14 protein-coding genes and 1 pseudogene are annotated in these 14,658 nt (G+C 47.7%); all 15 read right to left on the bottom strand.

Annotated features, from left to right (window positions below):
• Window positions 1-5: 5 nt before the first annotated feature.
• On the bottom strand, window positions 6-428 hold the full coding sequence (locus AT746_RS12920) for a hypothetical protein (RefSeq protein ID WP_062480938.1): 423 nt from the start codon (window positions 426-428) through the stop codon (window positions 6-8).
• Entirely contained in the window at window positions 425-1,135 is a 711-nt protein-coding gene (pseF, locus tag AT746_RS12925; protein WP_062480940.1) for a pseudaminic acid cytidylyltransferase, read from the bottom strand. Before pseF ends, AT746_RS12920 begins: the two co-directional genes overlap by 4 nt.
• The gene (gene pseC, locus AT746_RS12930; RefSeq protein ID WP_062480941.1) at window positions 1,132-2,277 is read right to left on the bottom strand and encodes a UDP-4-amino-4,6-dideoxy-N-acetyl-beta-L-altrosamine transaminase; all 1,146 of its coding nucleotides are present in this window, start codon (window positions 2,275-2,277) and stop codon (window positions 1,132-1,134) included. Before pseC ends, pseF begins: the two co-directional genes overlap by 4 nt.
• Window positions 2,274-3,272, bottom strand: coding sequence for a UDP-N-acetylglucosamine 4,6-dehydratase (inverting) (pseB, locus tag AT746_RS12935; protein ID WP_062480944.1), 999 nt, complete (start codon window positions 3,270-3,272; stop codon window positions 2,274-2,276). Before pseB ends, pseC begins: the two co-directional genes overlap by 4 nt.
• Window positions 3,262-3,447 (bottom strand): hypothetical protein, encoded by a 186-nt coding sequence (locus AT746_RS12940; protein WP_062480945.1) that lies wholly within the window; start codon window positions 3,445-3,447, stop codon window positions 3,262-3,264. Before AT746_RS12940 ends, pseB begins: the two co-directional genes overlap by 11 nt.
• 8 nt (window positions 3,448-3,455) lie before the next feature.
• On the bottom strand, window positions 3,456-6,584 hold the full coding sequence (locus AT746_RS12945; RefSeq protein WP_335338219.1) for a 6-hydroxymethylpterin diphosphokinase MptE-like protein: 3,129 nt from the start codon (window positions 6,582-6,584) through the stop codon (window positions 3,456-3,458).
• On the bottom strand, window positions 6,476-6,838 hold the full coding sequence (locus AT746_RS12950) for a hypothetical protein (RefSeq protein WP_062480949.1): 363 nt from the start codon (window positions 6,836-6,838) through the stop codon (window positions 6,476-6,478). The genes AT746_RS12945 and AT746_RS12950 overlap by 109 nt, the downstream gene beginning before the upstream one ends.
• Window positions 6,839-6,840: 2 nt before the next feature.
• Window positions 6,841-7,152 carry a flagellar protein FliT gene (locus AT746_RS12955; protein ID WP_062480952.1) on the bottom strand — a complete coding sequence of 104 codons (312 nt, stop codon included), beginning with the start codon at window positions 7,150-7,152 and terminating at the stop codon, window positions 6,841-6,843.
• A complete protein-coding gene (gene fliS / locus AT746_RS12960; protein WP_062480954.1) occupies window positions 7,149-7,580 on the bottom strand; it encodes a flagellar export chaperone FliS in 432 nt (143 codons plus the stop codon). The genes AT746_RS12955 and fliS overlap by 4 nt, the downstream gene beginning before the upstream one ends.
• A 9-nt stretch (window positions 7,581-7,589) precedes the next feature.
• Window positions 7,590-9,059, bottom strand: coding sequence for a flagellar filament capping protein FliD (gene fliD / locus AT746_RS12965; RefSeq protein WP_062480956.1), 1,470 nt, complete (start codon window positions 9,057-9,059; stop codon window positions 7,590-7,592).
• A 26-nt stretch (window positions 9,060-9,085) separates the two neighbouring features.
• Window positions 9,086-9,508 (bottom strand): flagellar protein FlaG, encoded by a 423-nt coding sequence (locus AT746_RS12970; protein ID WP_062480958.1) that lies wholly within the window; start codon window positions 9,506-9,508, stop codon window positions 9,086-9,088.
• Between the two features lie 61 nt (window positions 9,509-9,569).
• Entirely contained in the window at window positions 9,570-10,394 is an 825-nt protein-coding gene (locus tag AT746_RS12975; protein WP_062480960.1) for a flagellin, read from the bottom strand.
• A gap of 865 nt (window positions 10,395-11,259) precedes the next feature.
• Window positions 11,260-12,090: a flagellin gene (locus AT746_RS12980; protein WP_062480962.1), complete on the bottom strand. Its 831-nt coding sequence runs from the start codon at window positions 12,088-12,090 to the stop codon at window positions 11,260-11,262.
• 473 nt (window positions 12,091-12,563) lie between these two features.
• A complete protein-coding gene (locus tag AT746_RS12985; protein ID WP_062480965.1) occupies window positions 12,564-13,397 on the bottom strand; it encodes a flagellin in 834 nt (277 codons plus the stop codon).
• Between the two features lie 441 nt (window positions 13,398-13,838).
• Window positions 13,839-14,597, bottom strand: a pseudogene (locus AT746_RS12990) (flagellin); the annotation flags it as partial.
• Window positions 14,598-14,658 lie beyond the last annotated feature (61 nt).

Genomic DNA, 14,658 nt, shown 5'->3' on the forward strand with positions numbered 1-14,658 from the left:
CTGATTCACGTACTCAGGGACAATGTCTGCTGCTGGAACTGCTCCAGCAGTTCCTGCACCGAGATACTCATGTAGTTGCCAACGACCGGCTCACCGGCATCTTTTAGAAAGCGCGCCAAGAAGCAGGGCATAAACCCTGTATCCAAATTAATGATTTGATCATAACCCTCAGAAACAATTTGCTCCGCTAATCCTAAAAAGGTTTCCATCGCCGGAATGATGTTATCGGGCCACTCCTGCTGCTCCAGACCAAACACCCTGACATCGGGCTGCGCCAGTTTAAGTAGCGTTTTGCCCTGGGCAAAGCTAAGCGCTTCAATGTTAGCCTCGCTGAGACGCGAACGAAAATAGCGAAGTGCGGGAATGCCGATAGCCGCCACATCACCCAAGGGCTGCATACGAATAAGCAGGACTTTCTCCTGACTCATGAGTTCTCCTTTAACGCGTGCTGACAAAACGCCCGATATAATAGTTCGGCCCGCTGCCAGTCGTCGGGTGTATCAATATCCTGTACCAGGTAATGAGGCAGCAGGATCGGAAGACTGTGAGGCGCGAAAACCCGTTTGTTATCCAAAAAGGCCTGGGCTCTGCCCCAATAAAACTGCCCCGCATCATGTAAGGCCGCAGGTAAATCCTGAGAGCGGTTGGCAATAAACTCGGGAAACATCGGCTCGACACCGCCGTTATCACTTTTTATCAGCGCCCGCTGAACCGGAAAAGCAAACTCGGTAACAGAAAACGCATAGTGCTTATCAGACTGCTTGCTAAGGGCCTCAAATCCCTCTTGCAGATAGCGCTGCTGTAATAGCGGAGCAGTCGCATATATACAGCATACCAGCTCAGGATTGATACCCAGCTTACGGCATTCCTGAATGGCATTCACTACCACCGCACTGGTGCCGGTGAAATCATCAGCCAGTTCCTGCGGCCGCATAAAAGGCACATCGCCTCCCCACTCCCTGGCCACATTCGCGACTTTTTCACTGTCAGTCGACACCACCACCTTTTCAAACAAGCCACTGGCTCTGGCTGCCTCGATAGAGTAGGCGATCAGAGGCTTACCACAAAAGTGTTTAATGTTTTTATCAGGAATTCGCTTACTGCCACCACGGGCAGGGATAATGGCCAGATTCAACTCAGACTCTCAATTACTGCATCAATTACCTGTTGTTGGTTATCGGCAGACAGGTCGGGATATAAAGGCAGAGTTAAGGCCTGTTGATAAAACGCTTCGGCATTGGGAAATTGCCCGGGTTCGAACCCCAGCGCCCGATAGTAAGGCTGCAGGTGAATCGGTATGTAGTGCACATTTACGCCGATGCCAGCTTGCTGCAATCGCACAAAAATTTCTTTTCTGTCATGCTGCTTCAGGGCAATAGCAAAAACGTGCCAGGCACTGCTTGCGCTTTGCGTCTCAACAGGGAGATCTAACGGGAGCTGTCTGAATGCGTCCAGATAACGGCGGGCTTTTTCTGTGCGGGCCTGCACAAAACCACTGAGTTTTGTAATTTGTGACAGTCCCAATGCAGCATGCAAGTCGCTGAGCCGGTAATTGTACCCCAGGGCAATTTGCTGATAGTACCAGGGACCATCCGGCTGCCCCAGCATTTGCTGTGGATCACGGGTGATGCCATGGCTCGCAAATAGCCGAAGCTGGTTTTGCAACTCGGCGTTGTTCGTCAGCACCGCCCCACCCTCTGCACTGGTTATAGATTTGACCGGGTGGAAACTCATTACGCAGGCATCGGAGTATTCACAACTGCCCACCGGTTTACCTTGATACATCCCACCCAGCGCATGACTGGCATCTTCGATCAGTGCAATCCCCAGTGGCGATGTCAGCTCGCGTATGGCCTGCATGTCGCAGCTTAATCCGGCGTAATGGACCACCACGATCACTTTAGGCAAGGTGTTGGTTTTTTTCGCCTGTTCCAGTTTCTTTGCCAACGCCGTTGTACAGATATTGCGGGTTTGCGGACCGATGTCGACAAAATCAACCTGTGCGCCACAATAACGCGCACAGTTTGCCGAGGCGACAAAAGATAAGGGAGAGGTCCACACGCTGTCACCAGCACTGACACCCAGTGCCAGACAGGCTATATGCAAAGCCGACGTGCCACTGTTAACGGCTGCGGCATAACGGGCATTACAATTGTCCGCCAATGCCTGTTCAAACGCCGGCACCTGTTGTCCCTGGGTCAGAAACTGATTTTCCAGTACATCGATAACCGCCTGGATATCAGCGCTGTCAATATGATGCTTACCATAAGGGATCACAGAATGGACTCATTCAACTGACGCAATTCCTCCACTGTCAGAAACTGTGGATTGGTGCCTGAGTTATATTCAAAACGATCCGACACATCCCTTCCCTTTTCACCGAGCTTGTTCTGATGGTAATTAATATTCTTCTCAAAAAAGGTAATGGGCGGAGTAATCACATAGTGATCATCAAACTCCAGGCTATGGTGGGCCACTTCCTCCGGCACCATAATTTCATGAATTTTCTCGCCGGGTCGAATACCTACTACTTCATAATCTCGTTTACCGCTTATGGCTTCAACCAGGTCCAGAATGCGAACTGAGGGGATCTTGGGCACAAATATTTCACCGCCCTGCATGCGCTGAAAGTTTTTCAGCACAAAATCTACTCCCTTATCCAGGGTGATCCAGAAACGGGTCATCTGCTCATGGGTTACCGGCAGGATGTTCTTACCCTGAGCAATAAGGTTCTGATAAAAGGGCACCACTGAGCCGCGGGAGCCCACTACATTGCCATAGCGCACAACGGCAAAACGGGTACTGTTAGCGCCGGAGATATTATTACCGGCCACAAACAACTTATCTGAGGCCAGCTTGGTGGCACCATAGAGATTAACCGGGTTTGCTGCTTTATCGGTGGACAGGGCAATCACCCGGCTCACTTCTGATTCAATGGCCGCTTCAATGACGTTCTGGGCACCCATAATATTGGTTTTGATGCATTCCATGGGATTGTATTCAGCGGCTGGCACCTGCTTAAGGGCCGCCGCATGCACCACAAAATCCACACCCCGCATCGCCGTTTTCAGACGGTGTTTATCCCTGACATCACCCAAGAAATAGCGCATACAAGGCGCATCAAACTTTTGCTGCATCTCAAACTGCTTTAGCTCATCCCTGGAGTAAACAATCAGCTTCTTCGGCGAATAGACCTTGAGTATATTGGCAATAAAACGTTGCCCAAAGGACCCGGTTCCGCCTGTAATCAGGATTATTTTATTATTGAACATAAACACGGTCTTCCTGGTTAAGAAAAGGGTAACGAGAAATAACTTGCTCTTTGAGTTGCAAAGCTTCCTTCTGGTTTAGCGGTAATGCAGCAAAGAGTTTGTTATAGGCAATATCCCGGCCAACATATGCACCTCTGTTGCCAGAGGCGATGATATTCTCGGCATTGGTTAGCATTCTTTCTGTTACCCCAAGGTATCTTTGAATAAGTAACAATGCCATCGACTGGTATTGAGCACATCCTCAGGAACCCAGTCATCAGCCTTTTCCGAGATCTTTATTACTGGCAAGATCAAGCGAAATCGCTGTAACTGATTAAAGTATCGCACAAGGATATTAAATCGCTTAAGGTCATGGCTTTGCGGATAATGCTCAGACTCCGCCAAATCCCCGGGCACATAAATAACAGTAACAGGAACCTTCAGTTGCGAAACTTCCCTCAGTTCCTTCTTATTGTTCACGTAAACAACAAGATGGCTGTTTGCCGAAACCTGTATCGCATTTTCCTTCAGCCAGCTAAAGACATTGTCTCCCAGACAGCTGTTTTGTTTGACCACCACATATCGGCTATCGACGGGGTTATGGGAAGCATTCTCGGGTGTGTTGAATACGAGGGAAACTCCTAATTCTTGCTGCTCATTCACGTAGTTACAGGCCTCAACAAACTTTTCTGAGTTTGTTATCAGGGTCACCTCGGCGCCATGGGTTTGCTTTCTAATCCAGTAAGGGTAACGTTGGTTTGGAAAAGTTGTGGTCGTATCGTACGCCAGATCAGGCAATTCACTCTGTTTTAATACGTCTTTTAATGCACCTTTCCAGTGCTCAAGGACAACATTAAACTGTTGCACTACTTTCTCTTCATTTGCAGATGAGTACAAAATCTTACTCAAAACAGAATTGGCATAATTGGTAGTACCATACAGAAGATAAAATAACAGGGAGCTCCCCTGCTGATAGGAAAGAAACAGCAGTTTTTTCTGTGACTCGATGAATTCTTCTGCTTCCGTCAGGGTCTTAACCTCCCTTTCTGCATTGTTGCAAAAGACCTCAAGCTCTCTTTGCAGAACATCGTAAGAGAATTTAGCGGCGTATCGTTGTTCAAATTCTTTGGACTGTTCACTGACAAAGCCGTTTTCCTTCAACAGGCTTAAACAACGGGACTTATCGTCTTTATTGCTGGCCACCAGAATATCGTCAACCCGTAAAGCCGTTGCACCTCTTATCTGCGCCCCGTCAGCGCAGTTATAGCAATCCATCTTACCGGCAGCTAATGACTGCTCCAGCAGCATCTTAGCGACTTTAAACTCGTGTTTTGTATAGACGGTCTTACGAAAATTGCCCGGTACGACGATGGCGGTATTATTTTTCTCCGAATAATCGTAGAGCTCTTCTCCGTCCTCTTTATAATAACCAGACTGTTTTGAGTGATGATGATGTTTCTCAGCAAAACCTAAATCGACACCCAGAAGATATACCTGTTTCATGCCCAATCCAGCAAAAAAGTTCATCGCAAAATTGGTCACAGTTGGAAAGGCAAATTTAAGGATTTGATAGTGCTCTTCCCCCAGCACCTGCAAGGTAGAAACCGTTGAGGACTCGCCCTCTTTAAAGGCCAGAAAAACGTCTTTGTAAAGATCGCAGGTATCCGGATGAATGCCGTTACAGGAGATTAGAGAGATTTTCTTTAAGTAATCAAAATCACCGACTCTGCTTGCCCAGTCAAAGGTAGAACGATTCTGTTCAATCTCGGCATGAAAATCCGGCACGATGCCGTTGCGGTGCAGCACCTGCAATGAGGTACCGCAGGAGACAATAATGGCCTTATTCTGCCACTCTTTGATGGCATCAATAGAAAAATCCAGTGACGGCCCGTTCCCCACCAGAAATACCGGCACTTCCTGATGCTCAGCAGCAATGTGTTTTGCCGCATGCTTTTTCATAAAGGGGTATTCCCGACGCAGTGCCTCCTTAGTGTGAGCGATACCATAGTAAGCATGGTCGAAGTACTCACCCATGGAGATCACCACCTGCAACTGCTCTCTTAACTGGGCAATGGCCTGATTGAGGGCGCCATTGTAATAGCCCTGATAAAAATAGGTGCTGTTGAGCATATAAGGGCCGATGGCGTAAAACTGATTCAATAAATCACGAAACAGATTAGTACCGTCATCACCGATATTCAGATACAGGCGGCCATCGGATTCATCGACAGTTTTCAGTATCAATGCCCAGTCGATGGCAAACAGCGAAGCGTAGAAAAAGTCCCGATTAGGCTCACAGATAAACAGCTTTTCAACCTGATGTTGTTCAAACAGCCGCTCAAGCTGATAACCACAGCCCATACCGAATAAGATCATGGATTTGATGGTGTCCGGCAGACTGCCCTGCTCTTCTTCAAGCTGCTCCAGAATGGCTTCGGTTTTTTCTACAAACTGATAATGCAGATAATGTTTTAACTTGGTTCCGTTGTACCCCAGCACCAATCCATCTTTGTGGGGATGCTCAGAAAACCCTTTAAGGTTTATCTCGCTCTCGGTAACCGGACTGTCACCATACCAAGGCACCAATCGGCTTTTATCAACGACATTCACCTCTCCATTGTGCTGTTGCACCGGCAACCAACGTTTAGGCTGATAAGCCTTAAAGGTGTCGTACACATCAGGAAAATACTTTTTAAATGCTGTGATGTTCTGCTGAAATCGCGAGGATGCAGTATCCACATCTTCCCAGGTTTGTGGTTTGGATGCCGCCGTCCAGCCCGGTAAGTATTCATCGGCCCCTTGTGTAAAACGAAAGCTTAAACCCTTTTCAACCAACTTATTCCATGGCTGAGTCGTCAACTGTTTATAAAGCGCATCGAAAACAGGGTGGTTATAATGCTGATACAAATATGCACCACTCACCTCAACATTCTCTCGCAACTCCAGAATGTTATTAGTAAAATCCCGGCCATCTTTTTCAATCTGCAGATACAGCGCCGTACCTTTGTCTTTTGCCAGTTGCAAAATATGCTGCCAGTCAATCAGCATGGTGGAGGCTTTAAAATACTGCGGCTCTGGCTCATAAATCAGCAAATGAGAGATCTGGTACTTCTCTATAAGCTCCTGAATATGAAAGCCAAGGCCCATACCGAATACCACCACCAGCTCAGGTGATTCAGGTAACAACGACGCACTTTGGTATCGTAGGTACTCTGGCAGTTCCGTCAGTTGATTGATCTCAGCAATATCCGGAGGCTCTGCCATCTGAGTTGAATCCGGATCGAAGGAGATATAGGGAGCCTGTTCGGTAAAGCTTTGCAGATGCGCCTGGATTTCCTGCTGAGGATGCAGTCCGTAAATGTTCTGCCGGTGCCATAATCCACCAGATTGTAATCGCCGTATTTATTACAAAATACCGAGATATTCTGGCTTTGTTGTTTGATATAAGTTAACAGCGAGGGAATATGGCGTTGAAAGGCGTTAATATTCTGATGGCTGATGCGGGCGATATGCGCCGCCAACTGCTCTTCCTGTTGCTTCTGTTGTTCTTCGTCTTGCTGCAAATGGAGGCGAATATTTTTTAGCATAGTTACTTCTGATAATTGCGAATCGCTTTTCTGCTACGCAGAAAACTGGTCAGCGAGGCTTCCGTCTCATCAAACATGGGTTGAATTAACTCCAGAAGCTGCTTATTGCATGCCAACTCTGCTTCTGCGAAGGCTTTTTTCTCCGGCTCGCTGAGCGTATCAAGGTGGGAGAGTATTAGTTGATCTCTTTCAACCACAAGCGCCTGAAGCTGCTCTGAGTTAGGCTCCTGATCGCAAAGAAGCCCATAAAGGGCTTCATTGTTGGCATCAAGCTCTGGAAAGGTCAGGGAATGATGAAGTGTCAGTTTTTTCACACGACCGCTTGTTGTTTTTGTCGCCTGGCTTCATAGGCTTCCTGTTTGGCTTGTTCAGGAATCTCCGCCCAGGCTGACTTTATGGGTAACATCAGACTAATGATTTCATCCATAATCTTCAAGCTATTCTGAACGTTAGCATCCACTAATCGTTCCAGCATGTAGTCATACAGAGCATACAGGTTGTCGCCTACCTCTGTTTTAAGCGACATATCCAGGCTATCACGCAGGTTCATTATAATGGAACTGGCACGAGACAGGTGTTCAGATTTTGCCTCATACTCCTTGCGCTCAATACAACCCTTGGCAAAAGCCATGCGATCCAGCGCCCCCTGCATCAACATCAGAGTAAGCTTGTGCGGGTCAGCATGAGTAATATCCTGCTTCAGGTTACCCTTTTTGTAAGCGTTAATACCTTTAAGAGACATAACTACTCCTTAAAATCCGGTGGAGCTCAACGCTGCCATTAATGCACTGCCTGTACGATTAAGCTGAGAAACGGTCTGATCCAGGGCCAGATATTTCTTGCGCTGAATATCTTCAAAATTAAGCATTTGTAACTCGAAACGTTCTCGTTCTTTACCTAATTGATCTTTTTCATCTTTTACTGACTGCTCCCGGGTGCGCAACAAGCCATCAAAAGTTGTGTATTCCCGCAGATAATCATACATGCGGGTAGCAATACCCTCATTATCATCAGTAAAGAGGTTGGCAATCTGATCAAAGTTCTCGTCAAGTGCCTTGTTCAGACGATCTTCACCACTGCCAAAACCAAACTCATCAAAGTCAGAAATTTCCAGCTTACCATCTTCGTCGAAGGCAATACCAATCTGGAACAAACTACCCAGCTCTGAGGTACTGACCGTACCAGAAGCTATATTTGCTAACCCGGATGATATGCCTCTGGCCATAAAGTCGCCTGCCAATGCACCATCATCTTCCAGCTCCGATTGACCGTATTTTGTCAGTGTACCAATCTCAGAAATCAGGGAATTATAATCATCCACAAAATCGCGAATTTTCTTTTCCGTTCCTTCTTTGTCAAAGCCTATATTTAACGTTGACTCCTGGAAGTCACCCACTGCATCTTTTGTGGACAACTCTGTGGCCGTAAAAGCCACATTATCAATCACATTTTCAAACCTGTTGGTTTCACTTTCTACCAGAATACCGTCAATGGTTGCCTGAGCATTGGTAGCATTTTTAACCGGAGTCAGATAAGTGGCAGTCTCTGTAGAATCAGTGGTTGATACACGATTAAGATCAGCAATATTGTCATTGTTAACAATTTGCAGATCATTGCCGGCACCTGTTTTGTCTGAACTGAATACCAGTTTAGCACCGCCGTCAACAGTGCCTGTACTGATAATACTGGCCGTTACACCAAAGTTATCCGCATTGGCATTAATCTTGTTACGTAATTGCTCCATGGTCATGCCTGCGGTCACATTCACATCGAAGCTCTCAGAGCCAACTTTAAAAGTCAGCGAGCCCGCAGTACCGCTCACAGAGTCCGTCTTGCTGGAAAAGCCGCCATCGACCGCGTCTGCAGTTTCAATACGACTACCTTCAGCCAGTTGTGTTATAGCAATTTTGTAAGAGCCGGTAACAGCACTATTGGAGGCCTCGGCCGTAAATGGGCCTGCCCCCTCTTCACTGGTTATGCCAGGGTGCGTTGCCACCGCGGAGCGACTTTGAAGCTGACTATCACGGCGGAGCGCATCAACGGAGTCTTTAAAGGCATCCATTTTGGATTTGAGCTGACCAATACCTGAAATGACCGCGTCGAGTGACTCTTCGCGTTTATCCAACCTGTCCTGTTTGGGTTTACGTTCGGCTTCAATTAACTGCCTGACCAAATCGTCAAGCGCTAATCCAGAACCGACCCCTAGTGATTGAATTGCCATTTTATACCTCTATAAAGCCTTGTGAATTACACGGCTTTGTTAAAAAATACCCCCACTGCAGCACCGACCTCAGTCTGTAGCTCCTTGATTCTCTCTGCAAGTTTCAGCACTTCATCAGATGGAATCTGACGAATCACATCGCCGGTTTCTGCATCCAACACCCTGATAACACGGCGCTGACTGTCTTCATCAACACTGAAATCAAGCTGGCGGTTCTGGAGATTCGCAAATTCCCGAATCTCTTCAATCGCATCCTCGATTCCTGTATCACTGTTCTCTTTATCGGCACTTTGTTGCTGAGCTTTAATATCCTGAACCTTGGTGGGCTCTTCAGATTTATCAGCATTCTCTTCCGCCGACTGAGTCACAGACTGCAATTTTTGTTCCTCAGTGCGTTCAGGGAATACCCTGCGCGAACTCTGAATACTTTGTGAAAAATCAACGTCCATTTTTCACCTCCTGATAAGGAAAAGCGCGGGCCACCACAACATTATAGTGGCCCTGGCTGGTTTATCCCAACAGAGTCAGTGCGGACTGAGGGCGCTGATTGGCCTGGCTCAGCACAGACAAAGATGCCTGTTGCACGATCTGATTACGGGTCAGTTCAGCCGTCTCCGTCGCAAAGTCCGTGTCACGGATACGTGAACGGGCACCGGAGACGTTCTCAACGATATTACTCAGGTTACGGATAGTTGACTGGAAGCGGTTTTGCAACGCACCCAGATCAGCCCTCGCACCACCAATGGTGGAGATGGCGTTATCGATTGCTGTCAGTGCCGCGGAAGCTTCTGTTGCCGTGGCCACAGTAGTATCAGCAATACTTAGCCCGGACGCTCCGTAGCCACCAGTATTCTTCAACGTCACATCAATGTTCTGACCGCCGTTAGCTCCCACCAGAAAAGAAGCTGAATAGTCTCCTTTGAGCAAGTCCACACCAGCAAACTGAGTGTTAGCGCCGATACGGCTGATTTCGGACTTCAGTGCGGATACCTCTTTCTGCAGTGCCGCACGGTCAGCAGATGAGTTGATGCCATTCTGTGACTGCACTGCCAGTTGACGGATACGTTGCAGAGATGTCGTGATCTCGCCAAGCGCCCCTTCAGCGGTTTGAGTCAATGAAATCGCATCATTGGCATTTCTTACGGCCTGGTTCAGACCCTGGATTTGCGATGTCATGCGGTCAGTAATCTGCAGGCCTGCTGCATCATCGGCCGCACGGTTAATACGGAAACCTGAAGACAGCCTTTCAAAGGATGTAGACAGTGCATTTCCGGAATTAAACAACTGACGCTGAGCATTCAGCGACGATACGTTAGTGTTTACATATAAACTCATAAGAGTTACCTCCTGAAAGCCTTCCCTGATACCCTCATATCAACGTCGGCTTGCCTCATTTCAACTCATTACTGAGTTGCCTCATAATTGGAATCCGGCTACAAGCCAAAATCCAAAACTTAAATTACCCCTCGACTAACGGTATCGACCACAGATTAAGTCTCTTTAGGTTTTTTTTAATATATTTCTAAAAAAATATTTAAGGCGTTGTTTATTATGCTTTTTATTCCCTTCCACAAGGCAATGCCTAAGCCTGTCAGGAGCACGCCAGAGACTTAAACAGATAGTTTTTCGTCACAGAGGTATTACCACAAACAACTCTCATTCGAAGAGGCGCCAGGACACAGAGGATTAAAAGAGGTTTAAAGACCAAATCTCTGCGGCCTCCGCGTCTTTGCGGTGAAGCGTCTTTTCATGAGGATTTAGTACGATTATTGACCACTGATAGCTGAGGACGGATAACTTATCTGATGTAACTTTGAGAAGGTTCTGGCAATGATGGTTTTTTGGCACGCCCTTTGCTTTTTATTTGCCATATTGACATGGGCAGTGCTATCAATATAAAAAGGCCGGGTCAAATGACCCGGCCAACTTGCTCACGTTAGGAGAACGAGCAAATAAGGTTTCTGTCCGGCTTGCAGGTTTTGAGAATGAAACTGGCCTCTCAACCACTTCTACACTCTCAGTCCTGCCGGTCGGCGTTTTATCCCTTAGCCACCCGGAACATTTCCGGGTGGCTTATACCACACTCAACCTTGCCGAGTGCAGTATTTCCCTGATGCCATGGTGTCAACATGGCAGGCGGCCTCTCACTTCCACCCTCTCTGATTTACTGACTGTTTAAGCAGCAATTTACCGCTTATTATTAACCTCCAAGCAACTGCAGCGCTGCCTGCGGTCTCTGATTCGCCTGGCCCAGCACGGTTACGCTGGCCTGCTGGATGATCTGCCAGCGGGTCAGTTCTGCCGTTTCCACGGCAAAGTCTGTATCCCGAATGCGGGATCTTGCCGCCGAGACATTCTCTGAAATATTGCTCAGGTTACGAATGGTAGACTGGAACCTGTTCTGAATCGCACCCAGGTCCGCTCTGGCCCCACCAATAATGGAAATGGCCGTATCCACCGCTGCCATAGCGGCTGACGCATTGGCTGCCGTGGCTACCGATAAATCAGCACCGTTGAACAGACCCGACGAGCCAAAGCCTCCCAGGCGGGAAATATTCACACTGATGGTCTGGCCCGCATTAGCTCCCACCAGAAAAGTAGCTGAATAGGTGCCGTCCAATATATTTACTCCGCCAAACTGAGAAGTAGATGCAATACGGCTCATCTCCAGTTTCAATGCTGAGACTTCTTTTTGCAGCGCCAGCCTGTCCGCAGAGCTGTTAATGCCGTTTTGTGATTGTACCGCCAGCACCCGGATGCGCTGTAATGCGGTCGTTATTTCCTGCATCGCGCCTTCGGCGGTCTGCGCCAGGGAAATACCGTCGTTTGCATTGCGCACAGCCATATTCAGGCCCTGGATCTGCGAGGTCATACGATCAGATATCTGCAGACCCGCTGCATCATCGCTGGCACCATTGATCCGAAATCCAGAAGAAAGTCGCTCAAAAGCGGTACTCAGGTTGGTATTTGAAGTAAATAACTGTCTTGTGGCATTTAACGATGACACATTAGTATTGACAAACAAGCTCATGATTCTCTCCTAACCCAATGATGACATTATTATTTTTATGGCGTCATCACCTTTTCGGGTAACGTTAAATTAAATGTTGGCACATTAAGTGCTTTGCTTTGTTTGCCTGTCAGTTTTCTGATGGGCGCTTTACCGGTTACCTAGCCTGTAAAGATAAATGCAAAAAAGTGAGCGAAAGCTCTGGTCGCACTGACGGGTTTGATGGCCAAACCTCAAACCTCTACTACCTCCTGGCGTCATTCCTGTCAGTCGGCCGCTTACAACAAAGGCCCTGCCTTTAACTGTGAGTCGGCATGTTATTTTTTATGGCTGTAATCTGGTAAAGTTTCTCTGTCTTCAGGTCGGTTGCAGCTTGCCCCACAATTTGCATACCGGCCTTTTTCTTATCGTTTTAGCCTGTTCAGACCAAAAAGCCTATCTGTCTTCAGTTATTGCAGCTTGCCCCCGCATTGCAATATCACTGTTGAACATTATTACTTACCCTGTAACAGTGATAATGCCGCCTGTGGACGCTGATTAGCCTGTCCCAAAACAGTAACACTGGCTTGCTGGATAATCTGCCAGCGGGTCAGCTCTGCCGTTTCCACGGCAAAGTCTGTGTCCTTGATGCGCGATCTTGCCGCTGAGACGTTTTCCGATATATTACTGAGGTTACGGATGGTGGACTGAAAACGGTTTTGAATCGCACCGAGATCGGCCCTGGCACCGCCAATGATGGAAATTGCTGTATCCACCAATGTCATTGCCGCAGAAGCGTTTTGTGCAGTCGCTACAGACACATCAACACCGTTAAACAGCCCTGATGCTCCGAAACCTCCCTGGCGGGAGATATTCACACTAATAGTCTGACCGGCGTTTGCACCTACCAAAAAGACCGCAGAGTACTTACCATCAAGAATGTTCACCCCACCAAACTGTGAGGTAGAGGCGATACGGCTCATTTCGGATTTCAGCGCAGAGACCTCTTTTTGCAGTGCCAGACGATCAGCAGAGCTGTTAATACCGTTTTGCGACTGCACAGCCAGTACCCGGATACGTTGCAGGGCATTGGTAATCTCCTGCATCGCTCCTTCTGCGGTCTGTGCCAGAGAAATCCCATCATTGGCATTGCGCACAGCCATATTCAGACCCTGGATTTGAGCCGTCATACGATCTGATATTTGTAACCCTGCAGCGTCGTCTTTGGCGCCATTGATTCTGAAGCCAGAAGACAGACGCTCGAAAGACGTACTTAACTGGTTATTCGAGGTAAATAATTGACGTGTCGCGTTTAACGAAGACACATTTGTGCTGACGTATAAACTCATGATTTTCTCCTAACTTAAACAAATATGACGCCAAACTTGTTATTTTTATAGGTTTGTCTGACGGTAACAGGCCCATATTGTTATTATTAGCGGGCTCTGCCTGGCATGAGTTTATTGATTTTTTTATTACTCGCTGCCTTTGAAACAGTTATCGAACAAAATCTGAGAAAGCTTTAGAGAAATTTTAAGCAAACACGAAAACCCAAGAAGATTCAATATCTTACTCGGGTTATAAAATTCTGGTTTTGTGTAAAAATGACCGGGGTTGCCCCCGGTCAATCGCTCTTCGTTAGGAGAGAGTGAGCGAAACTCCTGCCGTCTGGTTTCTCAAACCTCTACCACCTCCTGGCGTCAGTTCCCAAACGGATTCTCAGATTATCCCAGTAACTGCAGTGCCGCCTGTGGACGCTGGTTTGCCTGGCTCAGCACTGTGGTACTGGCCTGCTGGATGATCTGATTACGGGTCAGTTCGGCCGTTTCAGTGGCAAAATCCGTATCGCGAATACGTGACCGGGCACCCGATACGTTCTCGACAATATTGCTCAGGTTACGGATAGTAGACTGGAAACGGTTTTGCAGTGCACCCAAATCGGCACGGGCACCACCAATGGTGGAAATGGCGTTATCAATGGCTGTAAGCGCTGCTGATGCTTCCGCTGCCGTAGCCACTGTGGTATCAGCCAGACTTAAGCCCGACGCTCCATAGCCGCCTGTATTTTTCAGGGTCACATCGATGTTCTGACCACCGTTAGCGCCAACCAGGAAAGAGGCCGAATAGTCTCCTTTCAGCAAGTCCACACCAGCAAACTGAGTAGTCTGTCCAATCCGGCTGATTTCTGCTTTAAGAGCCGAAACTTCTTTTTGCAGTGCTGCACGGTCAGTCGAGCTGTTGATACCGTTTTGTGACTGTACAGCTAACTGACGGATACGTTGTAAAGAGTTAGTGATCTCTCCCATCGCACCTTCAGCAGTCTGCGTCAGTGATATAGCATCATTAGCATTACGTACGGCCTGATTCAGACCCTGTATTTGTGAAGTCATGCGGTCAGTGATCTGCAAGCCTGCAGCATCATCGGCAGCACGGTTAATGCGGAAGCCGGAAGACAGTCTTTCGAACGAAGTCGATAGCGCGTTCGAAGAATTGAACAACTGACGTTGCGCATTAAGTGACGAAACGTTGGTATTTACATATAAAGACATAAGTCTCTCCTACACTCTCAGTCCAGCGATCTGCTGGCATCCGGCTTTCACCGAAGGTTTA

The organism is Lacimicrobium alkaliphilum (genome assembly GCF_001466725.1).
Lineage (GTDB): Bacteria > Pseudomonadota > Gammaproteobacteria > Enterobacterales > Alteromonadaceae > Lacimicrobium > Lacimicrobium alkaliphilum_B.

Excerpts from the sequence above, each read along its gene's own strand:
- AT746_RS12920 (WP_062480938.1), bottom strand. The coding sequence starts at position 428 with ATGAGTCAGGAGAAAGTCCTGCTTATTCGTATGCAGCCCTTGGGTGAT.
- pseB (WP_062480944.1), bottom strand. The coding sequence starts at position 3,272 with ATGTTCAATAATAAAATAATCCTGATTACAGGCGGAACCGGGTCCTTT.
- AT746_RS12940 (WP_062480945.1), bottom strand. The coding sequence starts at position 3,447 with ATGCTAACCAATGCCGAGAATATCATCGCCTCTGGCAACAGAGGTGCA.
- AT746_RS12950 (WP_062480949.1), bottom strand. The coding sequence starts at position 6,838 with ATGCTAAAAAATATTCGCCTCCATTTGCAGCAAGACGAAGAACAACAG.
- fliS (WP_062480954.1), bottom strand. The coding sequence starts at position 7,580 with ATGTCTCTTAAAGGTATTAACGCTTACAAAAAGGGTAACCTGAAGCAG.
- fliD (WP_062480956.1), bottom strand. The coding sequence starts at position 9,059 with ATGGCAATTCAATCACTAGGGGTCGGTTCTGGATTAGCGCTTGACGAT.
- AT746_RS12970 (WP_062480958.1), bottom strand. The coding sequence starts at position 9,508 with ATGGACGTTGATTTTTCACAAAGTATTCAGAGTTCGCGCAGGGTATTC.
- AT746_RS12975 (WP_062480960.1), bottom strand. The coding sequence starts at position 10,394 with ATGAGTTTATATGTAAACACTAACGTATCGTCGCTGAATGCTCAGCGT.
- AT746_RS12980 (WP_062480962.1), bottom strand. The coding sequence starts at position 12,090 with ATGAGCTTGTTTGTCAATACTAATGTGTCATCGTTAAATGCCACAAGA.
- AT746_RS12985 (WP_062480965.1), bottom strand. The coding sequence starts at position 13,397 with ATGAGTTTATACGTCAGCACAAATGTGTCTTCGTTAAACGCGACACGT.